This window comes from Psychromonas marina (assembly GCF_030161115.1).
GTDB lineage: Bacteria > Pseudomonadota > Gammaproteobacteria > Enterobacterales > Psychromonadaceae > Psychromonas > Psychromonas marina.
In genome coordinates this window covers 461271-479630 of sequence record NZ_BSPQ01000002.1, presented here as the reverse complement: position 1 = coordinate 479630, position 18360 = coordinate 461271, and the positions used below count along the sequence as shown (strand labels likewise).

The following is an 18360-nucleotide window of genomic DNA, read 5'->3' as shown; positions in this document are numbered from 1 at the left end:
TTTTCTAGCTCCAGTTTACGAATGATTAGCGTTGGAAACACAAAGTATCAGCGTTAGCTTGTCGGCATAAATACCGACCTACAGGTGGATCATAATAAACCGTAGGTCGCGGCTTTAGCCCGACGGTTTTTAAGCTTTGAGTTGCGAAGCGAAAGCACAACGTGGCTTGTCGGCATAAATACCGACCTACAGTGAGCCGCACTGTTATAGTGAATTTTCTTTTAACTGACCGCTGATGACTGACAGCTGCCCTTATTCATTATAATAAAACACCAACGACCCACCACTGATTGAACTGCCATAATTGATATTAAAACCAATCCCAATATTATCTAATAAAGGGACTTTATTTTTAGTGTCGATCACCCAACCCACACTGGTTTCATAATAATAACCACGCTCCGATAACCCAGACATGTCACCACCAATATCGATACGTTTGAGGTCTAACGCGATATGATCTGAAACACCCCATATTTGTGGCACTTTAAACTTAAATTCGATTCCATTTGTTACGCGCCACCCTTCTGGGTTCACATCAGAGATACTTTTCGCTGCGCCGCCGACGCCTTGCCCGATCAGGTAATGGTTACTATTATGGACTTTCCATTGCCCCCAGGATTGGTCTTTTTGATATCCGATATGCAATACAGGCTCAGCCATCAATACTAATGCAGAGGTATTGAAAATATGTCCATCTAACGCTTCACGAATCTCATCGGGAAAACCTTCGCTGTAATTATATTTATTACTATAATAACTTAAATGAGTACCTAGTCCCCATCCTGTGTACCAGTGTTCATCGAGTTGAAAGTGTTGTGAATATTGCACAAAAGCACTAAAAACTTGTTCATGTTTAAAATTGGTATATCCCGTTAGCGGTTCAGAGTTACGCTCTACCTCAATGTATGAGGCACGCACATTGATGGCATGACGCCAATTTTTATCAATGTCGCTAAGTTGCCAGTGGTAAGGAATAGATAAAATATCAATGTTCTTTTTTAAATCGATACTTTTATCTGAATCAACAATAAAATTTAATTCTATATTGGCAAAACCAAAGGTTAATGCTTCACTATCAGTCATTACCGTGGTGGCTGCAAGCGCTTGTTCTAAGGCCTTCACCCCCACGTTTTGTAGTGCCGCATTGCTGGTCATCGGAGTGGCTAATATAAACAGCATCGCAACCTTATTGCGTTGCGGAATATAAACAGTACCTAATCGCCTCATAACCAACCATGCTCCTCAAACATCACTGCCAGTGCATCAAGTTCTGTTTCTAGATGTTCTGTCCACTGTAGTCCATTTTCATGTCCGCCAACTTGGCGCATAAACCAATTGTAAAAATCTTTATTTTCAAAAACACCATGTAGATAGGTGGTGTAAACATTATCACACTGCCAACCTAAGTTATTACCCATAAACAGTTCAACATCCTTCGCGGTTACCGTTTCACCATGATGAATTTCATATCCTTTGAGTATACTTCCCTGCCAGTTTATCTCTGTCTGCTGGGTCGATTTTTCAGATTGCAGTGTTGTTTTTAGTGCAATTAAACCTAACCCTTGTTTATCGCCACCTTCTAAATTTAAGGGGTCAAAAAGTTGTTCGCCTAATATTTGTAAACCACCACAAATACCTAAAATAAGTTTTCCTGATGCTTTAAAGCTTTTAATGGTCGTCGCAAGACCAGTACGCGTTAAAAACTCAAGACTTGCCCCACTATTTTTACTGCCCGGTAAAATCAGTGCATCAAAATGGCTAAGATCCATATCTTTGGTGATGGGTACGAGGTTAATATCATCCTGATGAATCAATGGATCAAACTCATCCATATTCGATGCATAAGGATAATAAACGATACCGATATTAATTTTTCCGCGTTGCCATGTTGTGCCTAAACGAAAGCTATCTTCTTCTGGTAATTGATGGCGATAATAAGGAAGATTCGCTACCGTTGGGATACCGGTTTTTTCCTCTAACCAATCCATAGCATTACCTAATAAAGCCGCATCGCCTCGAAATTTATTAAGTACAAAACCTTTAATAAGTTTCTGCTCTTCAAGGCTCAAACATGCCCATGTACCCAATAGATGCGCAAAAGAGCCTCCGCGATCTATATCGGATACAAGATACACATCAGCTTGACACTCAAGCGCCACCGACATGTTAACAATATCCCCTTCGCGTAAGTTGATTTCAGCAGGACTTCCAGCACCTTCAATGACGACTTGATCATAAGTTTCAATCAGTTTATGTAATGACTTCTGTACCTCTGGCCATACGAACTGTTTTCGCCCCAGCCAGGGTAACTCACTTATTTCTCTGTTTACCTTGCCATTAATAATCACTTGGCTTTTGGTATCGGCGCTCGGTTTTAACAATACAGGGTTCATCATTGCATCAGGTTTAACTTTGGCGGCAATCGCTTGTAGGTATTGTGCACGCCCCATCTCAAGACCATCACTGGTGATGGCAGCGTTATTGCTCATGTTTTGCGCTTTAAAAGGCGCAACCTTAATGCCTCGATTGGCTAATAAACGACAGATAGCGGTGACCACCAATGACTTTCCAGCATCGCTGGTACAACCCAATATCATTATTGGTCTATTTTTAACGGTCATATTACCTCGGTTAAATTTTGGGCAAAAAAAAGCACTGCAATAGCAGTGCCTTATATAATATCAGAAAAGCTTAACCACGACGTGCTACAACTGCTTGTGACAGTTCTGCAAGTAATGATTCAGTGTCAGCCCAACCGATACAAGCATCTGTAATACTTTGACCGTAACATGCTGCTTTACCATCTACTAAGTCTTGACGACCTTCAACGATGTGGCTTTCAACCATTACGCCAGAGATAGCTTTATCGCCACCCGCAATTTGACCACAAACATCAGTACAAACTTTCATTTGGTTTTCGAATTTCTTCTCTGAGTTTGCATGGCTGAAGTCAATCATTAGTGTTTCTTCAAGACCCGATTTTTTAAGATCAGCTTTAATCGCAGCAACATCTGTTGCGCTAAAGTTTGGTGCTTTACCACCACGAAGAATGATATGACAATCCGGGTTACCCGACGTTTGTACAATTGCACTGTGACCGAATTTGTTTACTGATAAAAAGTGATGAGACGCATTGGCCGCACCAATTGCATCAACAGCCACTTTAATCGTACCGTCAGTACCGTTTTTGAAACCAACAGGACAAGAGATACCAGATGCTAATTCACGGTGTACTTGAGATTCAGTAGTACGTGCGCCAATTGCGCCCCATGTCATTAGATCGCCTACGTATTGTGGCGTGATCATATCTAAGAATTCAGTCGCTGCAGGTAGACCCATTGCATTGATATCTAATAATAATTTACGGCCTGTGCGTAAACCTTTATTGATATTAAATGTACCGTTTAATTCAGGATCGTTGATTAATCCTTTCCAGCCTACAGTTGTACGTGGCTTTTCAAAATAAACGCGCATAACGATCTCTAGTGAGTCTTTATACTTTTCACGTAGTGGTGCTAATTTACTTGCATAATCTAAAGCCGCTTCAGTGTCATGAATAGAACAAGGACCGATAATGACTAATACGCGGTCATCCTTGTTGCTTAAAATATTGCTAATCGCTTGGCGAGATTCTGACACTGTTTTTTTAATTTCATGTGTCGCAGGAAATTTTTCTAATAACGCAATTGGTGGTAAAAGCTCTTTAATTGCTGTGATATGTACGTCATCTGTTTTAATCATTTTTCTATTCCTAATAATTCAAAGTTATTTTAATTTTTATTGGTATAACTTGCTCAACTATACTTTTAATCCATTAAAGCATTGTAAGGTTCGATGGTGACTGTCTCACCTATCTCCACATCGCCTCTATCTTGTTCTAGTACAATAAAACAGTTTGATTGGCTCATCGAACTAAAAACACCCGAGCCTTGGCTACCCGTTGTATTCACAACTAATTGCCCATTTTCATTGACGCTATAATTACCGCGTTGAAAGTCGGTGCGTCCTGCTGCTTTTCTTAATCGTTCAGTGGTCAATGCATTAAAACGAATTGCAGGCGCTGCATTGAAGCCAGATAGCGTTGCCATCGTAGGCACAGCCAACTGATACAAAGTGACCATAGCGGAAACAGGGTTACCTGGCAACCCAAAAAAGACGCTGTGAGGCAGTTTACCAAAGGCGAAGGGTTTACCCGGCTTAATAGCAAGCTTCCAAAAACCAATTTCACCCAATTCTGTTAATACATCCTTGATAAAATCAGCTTCGCCAACAGAAACACCACCACTGGTGATCACCACATCGGCTTGTTGATCTGCTGATTTGACCGCTTCAGTGATCAAAGCAAGATCATCTTTGATGATACCAAAATCGATAATATCAACATTTAGGCGTGATAATAGTGCAATGATGCTATAACGGTTACTGTCATAGATATCCCCTTCTCGCAGTGGTTCACCAAGGTTTTTCAGTTCGTCGCCAGAGGAGATGACCGCCACTTTAAGTTTGCGGAACACAGAAATATCGCTAATACCTAATGAGGCAATCAACGGAATATCGCGTGTGGTTAATTTATGCCCTACCTTCAAAACGCTCTGCCCAAGTTGGATATCCTCAGCAGCTTTGCGCACGTTATCACCTAATTTAGGCGTATTGGTAAAACTAATTTGCTCACCATTAGCTTGCGCACGTTCTTGCATTACCACACTATCGGCACAACTCGGCATCACTGCACCGGTCATAATACGAATACAACAACCTGCGGGTAATTCACCTGTATAGGGTGCGCCTGCAAATGATTTACCTATCATTTTAAGCGCAACAGGATGCGCAGCATCTGCCTCAAGCAAATCAGCTTGATTCATTGCATAACCATCCATTGCTGAATTATTAAATGACGGGACGTTAATAGGTGATTGAATATCTTCTGCGAGTGCAAACCCCAGAGCCTGCGACAGTGGTAATGAGATCGCCTCACAGACATTAGCGACAGAGGTTTGTAATTTTGTTAATGCTTGTTCGAGGGGCATTAGCCCTTTTACATCACAACAACCCATTTGATTTATCACCCTATTGAATAATTAGAGTGGAAGTGTGACTTTTTATTCGCTTTGCTGCAAACCAAGTTCGGTAAAAATCCGCGAAAGATCATGCTTGCAGCTCTTTTTTTTATGAATCGACTAATTAACCAACAGAATCTTCAACACCTTTGATTCCACGTAGATGCTTAAAACAACTATCAATCGCTGTTTTAATAAAATCTTGCAGATAAGCGAGCTCTTTTTGCTCTTCTCGTACTGCTGCATAAAGTGTTGTCCATACGCCTTCTTGCCCTAATTTTCGCGCAACAACATAATCTTTTTTCAGATATTCATACAATGCCCAATTTGGCAGTCCTGCAACACCACGTCCACTAGCAACCAGTTGCAGCATCATTAACGTCATATCTGCATGGCGAATTTTAGCAGGTGAGACCCCCGCAGGAATTAAAAACTGATTAAAGATGTCAAGACGTTCAATCTCAACGGGATAAGTGATTAAGGTCTCTTGCGCTAACTCTTCCGGTTCAATAAAGGTTTTGTTAGCTAAGCGGTGATGACGGCTTAGCGCTAACATCGGTTGATAACTGAATAGAGGAATATAACTGATGCCTTCAATTGGCTGTGGATCGGCGGTGACCACTAAATCTAAATTACCGCGTTTTAATGCAGGTAAAGGTAAAAAGCTAAAACCGCTTGAAAAATCTAGTTCAACTTCAGGCCAACTATCGCGGAAACAGTCAATGGCCGGCATTAACCATTGAAAGCAAGAGTGACACTCTACCGCCATATGTAAGCGCCCTGCATCACCAGATATAAAGCGAGAGAGATCTCTTTCTGCATTGCTTACTTCCGGTAGTACACTATCAGCCAGATCGAGTAAACGTACGCCAGCAACAGTAAAACGGATCGGACGTGATTTACGGATAAATAATGAGCAGTTTAATCGCCCTTCCAACTCTTTTAATTGGTGAGAAAGCGCAGATTGGGTGAGATGTAACTGCCGTGCAGCCTCTACTAAGCTACCTGTATTATTTAATGTTGATAAAGTACGCAGGTGTTTAATTTCAATCATAAAAAGCCTTTAGATTAATTTTGTGCATCTGAACTTGAGAAAAACTAATAATAACAGCAAGAATCTGTTGATGTCGCCTTTATTTACTTCACAGCACTCACAATATCAGGTAGTTTTAGCTATTCTTGTTGGCAACTACTGCATGGACTGTAGGTAGTTGCTGTTTGCCGTTTTATTTTTCGAGGTTGCCATGTATTCCATCAATAGATCCTTCAAATTAGATAATGTGTGTTACGACATTCGTGGGCCTGTACTTAAACAAGCCCAAAAATTAGAAGAAGAAGGCAAACGCATCTTAAAATTGAACATCGGTAATCCCGCCCCTTTTGGTTTTGAAGCCCCAGAAGAGGTATTGATGGATGTAATAAAAAATCTACCACAAAGCCAAGGTTACTGCGACAGCAAAGGTCTATTTTCAGCGCGTAAAGCGGTCATGCAACACTACCAAGCGAAAGGCTTATTATCACTCGACACCGACGATATTTACATCGGTAACGGCGTCAGTGAACTGATTGTAATGTCACTACAGGCCTTACTTAATAATGGTGACGAGCTACTGGTACCTGCACCTGATTATCCATTGTGGACGGCGGCAACTAACCTATCTGGCGGTAAAGCGGTACATTATATCTGTGATGAACAATCGGATTGGTTTCCAGATATTGATGATATTAAATCTAAAATCACCTCTAAGACCAAAGGTATTGTTTTAATAAACCCAAATAACCCAACGGGTGCGGTTTATTCAAAAGAGTTATTAGAGCAGATTGTTGAACTTGCTCGTCAGCATAACCTAATTGTTTTCTCCGATGAGATCTACTCTAAGATCGTTTACGATGAAGCAAAACATATCCCTCTAGCAACACTTGCTGATGATATTTTAATTGTGACCTTTGATGGGCTTTCAAAAGCCTACCGCGTATGTGGTTTCCGCGTTGGTTGGATGATGATCAGTGGCGCTAAACGCCAAGCACGAGATTATATCTCTGGGATTGAGATCCTTGCGAGTATGCGTTTATGTGCCAACGTGCCGATGCAGCATGCGATTCAAACCTCACTCGGTGGCTACCAAAGTATTAACGAATTAATCGTACCGGGTGGACGTTTATACGACCAAACTCAGGGTGCTTGGAAACTACTTAACGATATTCCTGGTATCACTTGTACCAAACCCAAAGGCGCACTGTATCTGTTCCCGAAACTAGATCAGAAAAAATTCAACATTAAAGATGATCAACGTTTTGCGATGGATTTGTTAATGCAGGAAAAAATTCTGATTGTGCAAGGGACTGGTTTTAATTGGCATACACCGGATCACTTCCGAATTGTCTGTTTACCACGTATGGACGAATTAACCACAGCGATCACTAAAATCGGTAACTTCTTAGACGGGTATCGTCAATAAGCATTCTTTAATAAAGTTATTAAAAACAAAAAAGGCTCGTTAGTGAACATCACTAACGAGCCTTTTGATACTAATAACCCGTAGGGCTATCTATAACTTACCTTCTACGCTTTGCAGGTGCGCTTTTAGGTTTCCAATTAAGGTCAGATTTAGGAATCTCAGCACGCGGCTCAAAACCAGCAATCACTTTACGCTCAATAATCTCATTGATACGTTTTTCGATGTAACATAAACTTCTGAAATCATCACGAGATACAAATGAGATCGCCTCACCGGTTGCGCCAGCACGACCCGTACGACCAATGCGGTGAACGTAATCATCTGCTTGATCAGGTAGATCATAGTTTATAACTAAGTTTAAGTTATCAATATCGATACCACGAGAAGCAACACCCGTTGCGATCAAGTATTGCAGCTCACCAGCTTTAAAATCTTCAAGTAACTGTTCACGAGCGCCCTGACTTCTGCCACTGTGAAACGCTTCCGCTTTAATACCACGTTTTTCAAGTTGGCTTACTAATTTAGCTGCACCACGTTTAGTTTCGATAAAAATTAGTGCCTGTGGCCATTGATGTTCTTGCATCAATTCACTTAATAGAGCTGACTTTTTATCTTTATCAACTGGAATTAACCACTGATTAATTTTAGGCTTAGATAACTCTGATTTAATGGTAATTTCAGACGGGTTTTCAAGAATGGTTTTCGCTAAGAAACGTACCTGTTTAGAGATAGTTGCAGAGAACAGTAGGTTTTGACGTTTTTCGGGTAGCTTTTCAACGACTTTATTGATATCAGCAATGAACCCCATGTCTAACATGCGATCCGCTTCATCTAATACCAATACTTCCACTTCATCAAAATGGATAGCGCGTTGCGTATACATATCAAGTAGACGACCTGGTGTTGCAACTAGAATATCTACACCTGCGATTAACGCCGCTTTTTGTGGCTCATCATCAACACCACCATACATCGCCAGTGACGTTAGAGAAAGATGCTTGCTATAGGCTTGTACATTCTCTTCAACTTGAATCGCTAACTCACGGGTTGGCGTTAAAATAAGCGCACGAATACGTTTCGCTCGAACTTCAGGCGCATCTTGTAGATTTTGTAAAATAGGTAACACAAAACTAGCCGTTTTACCGGTACCTGTTTGTGCTGCAGCAATAATATCTTTGCCTTTGCAAATAATAGGAATTGCTTTCGCTTGGATTGGCGTCGGTGTTTCATAACCTTGCTCAGTAATTGCTTGTAGAATCGGCTTGCTTAATCCAAGTTTAGAAAATGGCATTTTAAATCTCTGTTTTAGTGTAATAAATATAAATAGCTGTGCAGTATATCACTGTTTTTCTGATTTGTTTGTATTTTAGACATTAGCTGATTAAGGCTAAAGGTGTGATTTATATAAACTGTATGACCATAAATACGCAAGGTACATTGGACATAGGGACAGATAGTAGGGTTATGTTGAAGTGTCGTTAATGGTTATAGCAACCATATATGTAATGTTAACATGACATATATGGTTGTGAAGTAGATAGCAGCAGTCTAACTTTCAATAAACCGTGTTGGGTCTACCGAATTATGAGCAAAAGACTTATGCTCTTTAATCTCGTCGAGTGATAACCCTTGAAGTTCATAAGGGAAAACAACCCAATCATCGGTGGCATGAACGTGATAATCCGGCTCACAAGTGGTTTCTACAGATGATTTTTTCCACACTGTCGCAACACGCACATCACTAGGCATATTACATCTTAATCTTGTTTTTAATGCACTGATCACCGCTTCTGAACTCTTACCACTACGATACATATCATCAACAATAAGCAATTTATCATCAGCGTTTAGTTTTTTAACTAAGTAGGTTAAACCGTGCACGCGAATCGGTTGTTTGTTGTCGCTCTCTTGCTGGTAACTATCCATACCACCGTATGAAGTACGAATTGAGATATGGTCAGTTTTCACACCTAATGTTTGCAGGCACTCTTGTACATAAATACCAACAGAGCTACCTCCGCGCCATAAACCAACAATAAAGGTAGGTTTAAAGTCACTCGCCATAATTTGGGTAGCTAATTCAAAGGATTGTTCGATTAATGAGTCTTCATCTAAAAATATTTTTTTCACGATTTTTTACCAAGAAATGACCAACATATTGTGGTATATTTGCGACAATTTAGGCCGCAAATTAGAACATAAACATCTTATTTGTTCAAGACTTAGTGGCTTTATATCCCTGTTCAATGGAATTAATATGGCAGACAAACAGTACTTAACAGCGCAATCATTATTAGAAGATTCATATGCTCTCGCACGAAAAGTGCTAGATAGTGACTTTAAACCCACCTTCATCGTAGCAATCTGGCGTGGTGGCGCACCAATCGGTATCGCCGTTCAAGAATTTTTAGCGGTACACGGCGTAAAATCAGATCATATCGCGATTCGCACCTCCTCTTATGCAGCAGAAATCGATCAACAAGCGAAAGTAGTCCGCGTGCATGGCCTTAACTATCTGGTTAATAATATCCAACAGCACGACAAACTATTACTGGTTGACGATGTGTTTGATACAGGCCGTTCAATTGAAGCAATTATTGATGAGCTACGTAAACAAACTCGTCTGAACATGCCAAAAGATGTACGTGTTGCCGTACCGTATTATAAACCGACACGTAATAAAACCGATCGCACACCGGACTACTTTATTCATGAGACGGACGCCTGGTTAAAATACCCGCACTCTTTAGAAGGCCTGTCCAATGAAGAGATCGCACAATACCGTCCGCGTTTATATGAAATTATAAAGTCTCATCTACCAAACAACGACCAAGAATAGTTCATTAAATCCCCCTTGATGAACGCGTTCTTTATCCAAAGCAAACTATCTAGTTTGCTTTTTTGATTAAATAAGCTTGCACTCCCCTTCTCTATCTAAAAATATAAACCATTCAATATGATCGATTTTCGATAAATAATGAAAGTAGCGCTTATGCTGATCGTGCACCACAATTGCAATCAATAAATAGGAGAAAAAAATGGATATTGACCATGTTGTGCTTTGGGTTAAGAGCGCCAAAGATTCGCTGCATTTTTATGTCAACACCTTAGGCTTTGAAGCCGAACGCGAAAAAGCGTTCTACGCAGGTGAAGTATTGTTCCCTAGCGTACGTATTAACGATAAAACTATCCTAGATATTATGGAATATGGTTCGCTATTAACACTCGTTCAAAAATCAACGGGAACGACGGCTAACGCAGGTGGTATGCCGATTAATCACTTATGTTTATCATTAACACAACAAGAGTATGATTGTATTATCGAAAGGCTTAATCGCAGTGGCGTACAACTGACTTCAGCAGGAGAGCATGTTTTCGGAGCCCAAGGAAAAGCGCCATGCGCGACCTATTTTAATGATATTGATGGTAATATTATTGAGATTCGTTTCTATGACAATTAAATTAACAACAGCTCAGAGAGGTGACGTTTTATATCGGCTTCCCACGCTAACGAATAAAATCCCCTTGCTGCTTATTTATTAAAGTGAATGTATTAAATACGTTTTTTAGTATTTCGCATTTTTCTAACTTCAGGTAACATCTACCGTTATTCAAATTGATGGGCTACTTCAGCATTAATTACACTACCCGATGCAACGACTTACTATTGATCATTAACGTCGCATTAAATTTTAAAGGATTACTTTGATGGACAATAAAATTCTGTATTTAAAAAGATCGCTCATTGTCGAAATAATATTTGGTGCGCTTCTCGCCATTATTTTATCGGTATACATGGTGTCTATGGCAAGTGCAAACCCCAACGCTGCCACTATCGACATATTCTTAGGTGCACTTTTCCCGATTGTTATCGTTGCATTACCCCTCGTTTTGCTTCCCTACATGGCGATACGAGAACTAAACGAATATGAAGAACAAAACAGCTTGATATTGAATTATGTGAACAGTGGTATTGCGGTCGGGTTTGTATTTTTCCCGTTAGCTGTTTGGCAAATTTTCACACTGGTTAAAGTAAAGTCTTACCGTTTAAAAGAGAAAAAAGCATAAAGCGCTTTTACCTTCACACGACACCCCCTATATTTAGGAACAGAGCATGAATCGATCAGTAAAAGCGTTATTACTCTCAACGCTACTTTACCCCGGCAGCGGTCATTTCTTCCTAAAAAGACACCTTGTGGGCTGCATGTTTGCAGTCCTTTTTTCTGTTCCTCTGCTTTTCTTGCTTGATGAAATTGTCACTAAAACCAATCAAGTAATCACACAGATTGAAAATGGCTATATTCCACTCGATATAGCTGCGATAACAGATGCATTAACAGGGATTCTTTCCGATACAGAAGGTCAGACATTAACCCTCAACGTTTATGTGATGAGCGTAGTATGGGTTGTCAGTGCGATAGATGCTTATCGCCTTGGTAAATAACAAAAACCTACCTTTGAAATGACCATGGCAATAAGTGAAATAATTTTTTCATTCACTATTAACCTCCTGTCGCGACTAACTCCGATATTCTATCGGTAGCCCAACTCTCAAATTTCCAATTTTTGATAAACGCACAATGTCCGCCATGCTCCTGTACTTCGATGGTCAACCACGGAGAATGAAATAAACTGTTAAATTGTTTAGCTGGAATAATAGGATCATCTAATGAGGTAACAATGGTTGTTGGAATAGCGAGTTTTTGCAAACCGTCACCCAGTATGGAATAAGCTTCAAAGTAATCATTAGTTGTTGTAAAAGGGGTATAACCTTTAACAAAAAGTTCATTCATCTGATCTAATGTGGTTAATTTTTTTAGCGCATCGCCATAATTAAAGTGGTTATGATGCTGTAGTTTTTTAAACAGTGAACGTTTCCATTTTTTGACAAAATATTTTTCATAAACAGGGAAACCACTGTTGAGCATATCCATCGTGGTTGGCGGGTGTAATAACGGACAGATCGCAATCGCTTGATGTAGAGCTAGTTGCTCCTGTTTCGCCAAATTAGCAACCCGTAAGCAGAAGTTTCCGCCGAGAGAATAACCGCAAAGTACGTTATGTTTGCCACCAAATTCTTTACAAAGTAGCTTAACCGCTTCCACTACTTCTTGTAGCAGTGTCGAATTGAAAAGATCTTTATTAAGATGATGACTATCACCATGATCACGAAAGTTTAAACGAAACACATCAAAACCATCATCTAACAATCGTTGTCCACTAGAAAGCACATATAACGAGTCAGCGCAGCCCTCCCAGCCATGTAAAATAATCGCCAAGCCTTTGGTTTTTTGTTTCGTTTTAGAGAGGAACCCCAGTAGGTTAACCCCCTGAGGGGTAGTGATTATATGTTGCTTGGTAGTTTTTAATAACTGCTTAGCACGCCCTTTTTCAAGTATTTTGCGTGGCCCAGAACTAGAAAGTATTGACTGTAAGTGGCGATTACTAAGGCCTTTGGCGGGTTTAAATGGTTTCACTGTTACCTACAAGTTTGATGATATATAAAGGATAATATGTAAAAGTATATTGCCACATTATCCCATATTTAATGCACTTTCATTAACCTTAACAAAATATTGATTCCTTTGAGATTTAAAAGTATTGGTATTTTTAATTAAGCATTACTTTCACCCAACAACCTCGATACCTTCTTAAAAAACAGTTCTAGGGTTTCTTTATCTTGATAGTCAAAGTCATATGCGCCATGAAATAACAGACTAATCGTTAAGTCTTTATAACTGAGCCAGCAGGTATAGCCATCAAAATCATGGGATGCACGAATACCTGAAAACTCGTAAACACCATCAAGCTTATTACCTTTAGTCGTAATTAAATTAAAAACTTGCAACATATTCTGCTTTTTTAACCGATTTAAATACATAACAGCTCCTATCAAGTGTTGAATCGTTATATACGAATTAAACAAACCAAAGGATCAATTTCAATCACCGATTCCCATCAAAAAATCAATTGATATTTTCTAAAAAGTTAAGTAAAAATCAGGTTTTGTAATCACAGAGATGGTACATTAATATTTATAAATCATATAATTAAGTTGTTTTTATAGCGTCAAGGAAGGGTTATGAATATTGAAATTAGACAGATTCAGGAAACAGATATCCAAGGTTTTTACGATGCGCTTTGCAGCGTGGCAAGCGAAGGGATCTATTTACTTACCACCACGCCACCAGCCTATGAAAAAATGGTTAATTTCGTACGCAATAATATTGCACACAATCATGCACAGTTTGTCGCCGTTCTGGATGGTCGCGTAATAGGTTGGGCTGACATTATCCCATTAGAAAGAAATACCATGACCCATGTTGGGCACCTTGGTATGGGCGTTCTTTCTACTTTTCGGGGATTAGGCATTGGCTCTAAACTGTTAGAAAAAACAATAACTCATGCTTGGGAGCAGCAATTAACGCGCCTAGAGTTAGAAGTGTTTTCTGATAATGCAGCCGCAATCAAGCTCTATAACAAACATCACTTTCAAATTGAAGGGGTGAAAAAGAATGCCCGACTTTATAATAATCACTATCAAGATATGACCATCATGGCGCAATATCACCCTAATTAGAACGATTGTTTGATGAGCACGGAGCCTACATCGGACTCGCGTGCAATTATTTCAAATCAGTTAGGATCACATAAAAATCACACACAGTCAGCAGGTTGCGATAATAAACCTTAAACAATATAATGACTTATATGCAGATTACTGCACAAATACTCTTTTAATTGTTAGGTTTTCAATATCTGCTTTTTTATTAAATTACGTTTATTAAAAACACTGAAATAGACATTGATACAACTTAGCAATATTTTCGTTTATGCATTGTAAATGCAATAAACAATACAAGCACAATTGCAGACCTTGATTTTATGAACCAACAAGCTTCAAATAATGTAAAAAAATATATCGTTCCTCACTTACAGAACATCTATTTTTTCGTTGCCGTTATGTCTTTAGTTTTAATCATTTGGCAAGATTACGGTATGAATAAAGTGCTAAATATATATCCAGAAACGACGCCAAGTGTATTCGCAAACAGTGATGTCATTAATAATGGTAACTCTAACGCGTCTTTGGTTGAGAATGAACAAGGCGCACAACTCCACTGCGAAACAAAAGCATCAGATGCATGGCCTTTTTGTAGTCTCGACTTAGTGCTCACAGAAGACAGAAGTGCAGGCATCAACCTCGAAAAATTTAAATATCTATCACTCGAATTAGGGTACCAAACGACGAGCCAAGATACGGTACTTGTCTACCTCGTCAACGCCGATCAGAAGATAAAAACGAAGCATGGTAGCTATATTATTGCCAACAAAAGTAATATGACAACTATATTACCACCTTCAGGAACGAGTCATTATAAATTACCCTTAGCACATTTTTTTGTTCCCTCATGGTGGATATTGCAAAATAAAGCAACCGGAGAAGCAGCTAGACCCAAGATTGATAATGTCATTGGCTTAAGCATCGCGACAGGTGATAGCCATCAATTACGTACGGTTGATATCACGTTGAAAAACTTGCAATTTAGCGGTAAATGGATAAGTGCCAAAAGTTTATATTTTTTGATTATTTTAATGTGGCTCGCATTAATCTCCGTACATGGTTTGATCAATATTTATCAACAATCAGAGAGTTTAAAATTAAAGCACTTAGAGACTAAAAACCTTGAAGATATCAACTCCTTCTTAAGTATCCAAAAAAATGAGTTTGAATTATTGGCAAAAACAGATGCACTCACAGGGTTATATAATAGAGCAGGAACCAGCGAATTATTACAGCAGATGAAGGCGAACCCAAACAGTGTCTATTCATTAATAATGTTTGATATTGACTATTTCAAAAAAATTAACGATAACTTCGGGCATGAAGTCGGCGATGAAATACTGACGACATTAGCGACTCATCTACAAAATAATATGCGTAATAGCGATCATGTGGCACGTTGGGGAGGGGAAGAGTTTGTTATCTTTTGTCCTGACACTACTGAATATAATGCGCTTCGTATCGCTAATACGTTGCGAAAAAATATCAGTGAATTGCCATTCCCAATGGCAATAAACGTGACCTGCAGTTTTGGTGTTGCCCCCTTTTTTGCAGGGCAAGAAAATAGTATACAAGATATGTTCAAAGCAGCGGATAACGCAATGTATGAGGCTAAACTAGCAGGTCGAAACAGAGTTAGGATAGGCAAGCATTAACAGCATCAATACCCGTTTACTGGTTACTTCTTAGTAGTACATGATGCCATGATTAAGTAACCAGTCACCCCTTCATAGTGGTATATTCAAGAACAGTGTAAAAATCATCATAAAGCGTTAATCGGGCCATTAGCGCATAAAAGCATTGATAATATAGCTGTTTTTAACAACCTGTTATTAATTACTAATTTCGGCCTATGTGCTTTACTTCATATAGTCATATATTTTTTGTGTGATTGTGTTAGTATTCTGCGCTTTTTTAACCCTTATCCTGAAAGCCAACCAGTGACATCAAATATCGTTAACTGTGTTGGATAATTTAAGTGAGTAGCAAATGAAGTTTCCCGGCCAGCGTAAATCTAAGCATTATTTTCCCGTTAACAACAATGATCCATTATTAACTGGTTTACGACCAGAGCCTGTTAAGACTTCAAGCTACATTGCTGGTATTGATCAAATTTTAGTTGATATAGAAGCGAAAGTAGATGAATCGCTAATTAGTAAATATTCACTGATGAAAGGAAACTCAACCCTCATTGATGATCAAGCTGCACATAACTTATATACCGAGTTACAAAATGAACAGCTCATTAGTGGTGAATTTGCCGGGGGCACCATTGGTAACACCATCCATAATTACTCAACATTGGCAGATGCTAAATCAGTATTATTTGGTGTAATGAGCAAGAATATTGCAATTGGCAGTTATGCGTATCGCTATCTATGTGATACCTCTTCTAAGGTTGATTTAAATCACTTACAACCTGTGGATGGCCCTATCGGTCGCTGTTTCACCCTAATTTCAGATGATGGCGAACGTACGTTTGCGATCAGCAAGGGTGCAATGGACCAACTTAGCCCTGAACATATCAATAAAGAGTTAGTACAAGGTGCTTCAGCACTGGTATTAACCGCCTATTTAATGCGTGCTAGCGAAGGTGATCAAATGACCGCTGCGGCACTGCAAGCCGTTGAGTATGCAAAGCAAGCAAATGTTCCTGTTGTATTAACTCTCGGCACACGATTTTTGATTGAAAGTGACCCACAATGGTGGCGAGATTTTATTAAGAATAATGTTGATGTGTTAGCAATGAATGAAGATGAGGGGCAAGCATTAACCGGTTTTGCCGACCCGTTATTAGCCAGTGAAGCAGCCTTAGAACTTTGTGATTTAGTATTAACAACGGCAGGTCCACTAGGACTATATATGGCAGGTTATACAGAAGAAAGTCTTAAACGCGAAACAACACACACGCTTTTACCTGGCCAAATACCTGAATTTAATCGTTATGAATTTTCTCGACCGATGCTAAAGCATATCTGTGAAGCTCCCCTTAAAGTGTATGCACATATTCCCCCTTTCATGGGCGGTCCAGAAGTTATCCGCAATACTAATGGTGCTGGCGATGCAGCATTATCGGCATTGTTACATGATTTAGCGTCTAATGACTTTCATAAACTCAATATCCCGAGTTCAAGTAAGCACCTTAATCATGGCTTATGTTACTCATCATTTTCACAAATTTGTAAATACGCAAACCGTGTTGCTTATGAGGTACTTGCTCAACATAGCCCTCGATTATCACGTGGCTTACCAGAAAAAGAAGATAGTTTAGAAGAAGCTTACTGGGAACGCTAAGCTGTCTTAGCATCTATTTTTGCAGCTCATGTACAGCAATTTAAAAGTGCTTTGCATGAGCGATGCAATTAACCATGCGATTAGTTTAACCTCATCCCCCTTACCCTGATTTACCTCGAAGGTCATCTTTCATGTCAATGCTCCCGGAAAATAGTTTAATAGAACGTGATGAGTCAATAGCAGATCAGCACTTCAAGATATTTAAGCCCTATGGTTTTTTAAGTCAGTTTGTCCCTGAACCACGCAAAAAAAAGCACCTATTGGGTGAGTTATTTAATTTTCCTGATAAAACCATGGCTATTGGGCGCCTCGACCACGACTCTGAAGGGTTACTGTTACTTACCACAGATGGCATGATGAGTTATCAGGTAAGAAGTAAAGGCATTGAAAAAGAGTACTATGTACAAGTTAATGGCACGATCACCGACCAAGCAATATCGCAACTACAAAATGGTGTTGAAATTGGTATTAATGGTAGTAAATACTTAACCCTCCCCTGCAAAGTTTCAGCATTACTTGATGAACCTCAACTCCCCACACGTGGTCGTAAAATTCGCGATCCAAGACACGGCCCAACGAGCTGGATATCAATTACACTTTGTGAAGGTAAAAATCGTCAGATAAGAAAAATGACTGCCGCGGTTGGATTTGCCACATTAAGGCTAGTAAGAGTTCGCATTGGTGATATCCATATTGATAATATGAATGCCGGCGATGTCATTAAACTAAACAGTTTTGATGCCGCACTCAATCGTTACTAAAACTAAAAATAAGAACTAATTACGATGGTTTCTCAGCAATTTACCATCAAAAATGACCTAATTCAGCTGTATTATAAAAAACTTCTTCATATGTCGGTTCCCCCCCTTCACTTTAAATCGCTTAAACTGTCTTCTAGGCGCCTTATAATCGCAATTTAAGGGGTGTTTAATACGTTGATTTTAAAGGAGTTAATAAATTGGATCTTTATGCTTTTACAGTG

At 39.3% G+C, this 18360-nt stretch carries 18 protein-coding genes; 9 read left to right on the top strand and 9 right to left on the bottom strand.

The genetic code is table 11. The features are described 5' to 3' along the window. Window positions 1–252: 252 nt before the first annotated feature. The 5 genes from QQK09_RS06330 to QQK09_RS06310 form a co-directional block, all read right to left on the bottom strand. The gene (locus QQK09_RS06330) at window positions 253–1230 is read right to left on the bottom strand and encodes a Solitary outer membrane autotransporter beta-barrel domain (protein ID WP_284203269.1); all 978 of its coding nucleotides are present in this window, start codon (window positions 1228–1230) and stop codon (window positions 253–255) included. Then, window positions 1227–2624, bottom strand: a complete 1398-nt coding sequence (locus tag QQK09_RS06325; protein ID WP_284203268.1) for a cobyric acid synthase — start codon at window positions 2622–2624, stop codon at window positions 1227–1229. The genes QQK09_RS06330 and QQK09_RS06325 overlap by 4 nt, the downstream gene beginning before the upstream one ends. A 70-nt stretch (window positions 2625–2694) precedes the next feature. After that, window positions 2695–3744 carry a 3-deoxy-7-phosphoheptulonate synthase AroG gene (gene aroG / locus QQK09_RS06320; RefSeq protein WP_284203267.1) on the bottom strand — a complete coding sequence of 350 codons (1050 nt, stop codon included), beginning with the start codon at window positions 3742–3744 and terminating at the stop codon, window positions 2695–2697. Between the two features lie 65 nt (window positions 3745–3809). Then, the gene (moeA, locus tag QQK09_RS06315) at window positions 3810–5057 is read right to left on the bottom strand and encodes a molybdopterin molybdotransferase MoeA (protein ID WP_284203266.1); all 1248 of its coding nucleotides are present in this window, start codon (window positions 5055–5057) and stop codon (window positions 3810–3812) included. Between the two features lie 127 nt (window positions 5058–5184). Then, window positions 5185–6114 carry a LysR family transcriptional regulator gene (locus QQK09_RS06310; RefSeq protein ID WP_284203265.1) on the bottom strand — a complete coding sequence of 310 codons (930 nt, stop codon included), beginning with the start codon at window positions 6112–6114 and terminating at the stop codon, window positions 5185–5187. 190 nt (window positions 6115–6304) lie between these two features. Here QQK09_RS06310 and QQK09_RS06305 point away from each other — a divergent pair, with 190 nt between their 5' ends. Further along, a complete protein-coding gene (locus QQK09_RS06305) occupies window positions 6305–7519 on the top strand; it encodes a pyridoxal phosphate-dependent aminotransferase (protein ID WP_284203264.1) in 1215 nt (404 codons plus the stop codon). A gap of 97 nt (window positions 7520–7616) precedes the next feature. Here QQK09_RS06305 and QQK09_RS06300 read toward each other — a convergent pair whose 3' ends face one another. Next, a complete protein-coding gene (locus tag QQK09_RS06300) occupies window positions 7617–8810 on the bottom strand; it encodes a DEAD/DEAH box helicase (RefSeq protein ID WP_284203263.1) in 1194 nt (397 codons plus the stop codon). 257 nt (window positions 8811–9067) lie between these two features. Next, complete coding sequence (locus QQK09_RS06295; RefSeq protein ID WP_284203262.1) at window positions 9068–9649, bottom strand: phosphoribosyltransferase; 582 nt, start codon at window positions 9647–9649, stop codon at window positions 9068–9070. A gap of 127 nt (window positions 9650–9776) precedes the next feature. On the opposite strand from QQK09_RS06295, the gene QQK09_RS06290 reads away from it, so the two are divergent. The 4 genes from QQK09_RS06290 to QQK09_RS06275 all read left to right on the top strand — a co-directional run bounded on the left by QQK09_RS06290 (window position 9777) and on the right by QQK09_RS06275 (window position 11963). After that, entirely contained in the window at window positions 9777–10358 is a 582-nt protein-coding gene (locus QQK09_RS06290; protein ID WP_284203261.1) for a phosphoribosyltransferase, read from the top strand. Between the two features lie 199 nt (window positions 10359–10557). Further along, a complete protein-coding gene (locus QQK09_RS06285; protein ID WP_284203260.1) occupies window positions 10558–10980 on the top strand; it encodes a VOC family protein in 423 nt (140 codons plus the stop codon). Window positions 10981–11227: 247 nt separating this feature from the next. Beyond that, complete coding sequence (locus tag QQK09_RS06280; protein WP_284203259.1) at window positions 11228–11587, top strand: hypothetical protein; 360 nt, start codon at window positions 11228–11230, stop codon at window positions 11585–11587. 46 nt (window positions 11588–11633) lie between these two features. Continuing rightward, window positions 11634–11963 carry a hypothetical protein gene (locus QQK09_RS06275; protein WP_284203258.1) on the top strand — a complete coding sequence of 110 codons (330 nt, stop codon included), beginning with the start codon at window positions 11634–11636 and terminating at the stop codon, window positions 11961–11963. A 58-nt stretch (window positions 11964–12021) separates the two neighbouring features. Here the strand turns inward: QQK09_RS06275 and QQK09_RS06270 are convergent, their stop codons facing one another. Next, window positions 12022–12996 carry a YheT family hydrolase gene (locus QQK09_RS06270; RefSeq protein ID WP_284203257.1) on the bottom strand — a complete coding sequence of 325 codons (975 nt, stop codon included), beginning with the start codon at window positions 12994–12996 and terminating at the stop codon, window positions 12022–12024. Window positions 12997–13133: 137 nt separating this feature from the next. Continuing rightward, on the bottom strand, window positions 13134–13400 hold the full coding sequence (locus QQK09_RS06265) for a DUF3081 domain-containing protein (protein ID WP_284203256.1): 267 nt from the start codon (window positions 13398–13400) through the stop codon (window positions 13134–13136). A gap of 201 nt (window positions 13401–13601) precedes the next feature. Between QQK09_RS06265 and QQK09_RS06260 the strand changes: the two genes are divergently transcribed. From QQK09_RS06260 to QQK09_RS06245, 4 genes are all read left to right on the top strand, one after another. Next, on the top strand, window positions 13602–14099 hold the full coding sequence (locus tag QQK09_RS06260; RefSeq protein ID WP_284203255.1) for a GNAT family N-acetyltransferase: 498 nt from the start codon (window positions 13602–13604) through the stop codon (window positions 14097–14099). A 419-nt stretch (window positions 14100–14518) separates the two neighbouring features. Beyond that, window positions 14519–15739, top strand: coding sequence for a GGDEF domain-containing protein (locus QQK09_RS06255; RefSeq protein WP_284203254.1), 1221 nt, complete (start codon window positions 14519–14521; stop codon window positions 15737–15739). Between the two features lie 334 nt (window positions 15740–16073). Then, on the top strand, window positions 16074–17378 hold the full coding sequence (locus QQK09_RS06250) for an inosine/guanosine kinase (RefSeq protein ID WP_284203253.1): 1305 nt from the start codon (window positions 16074–16076) through the stop codon (window positions 17376–17378). Window positions 17379–17515: 137 nt separating this feature from the next. Next, entirely contained in the window at window positions 17516–18139 is a 624-nt protein-coding gene (locus QQK09_RS06245; RefSeq protein WP_284203485.1) for a pseudouridine synthase, read from the top strand. The last annotated feature ends 221 nt before the right edge of the window (window positions 18140–18360 follow it).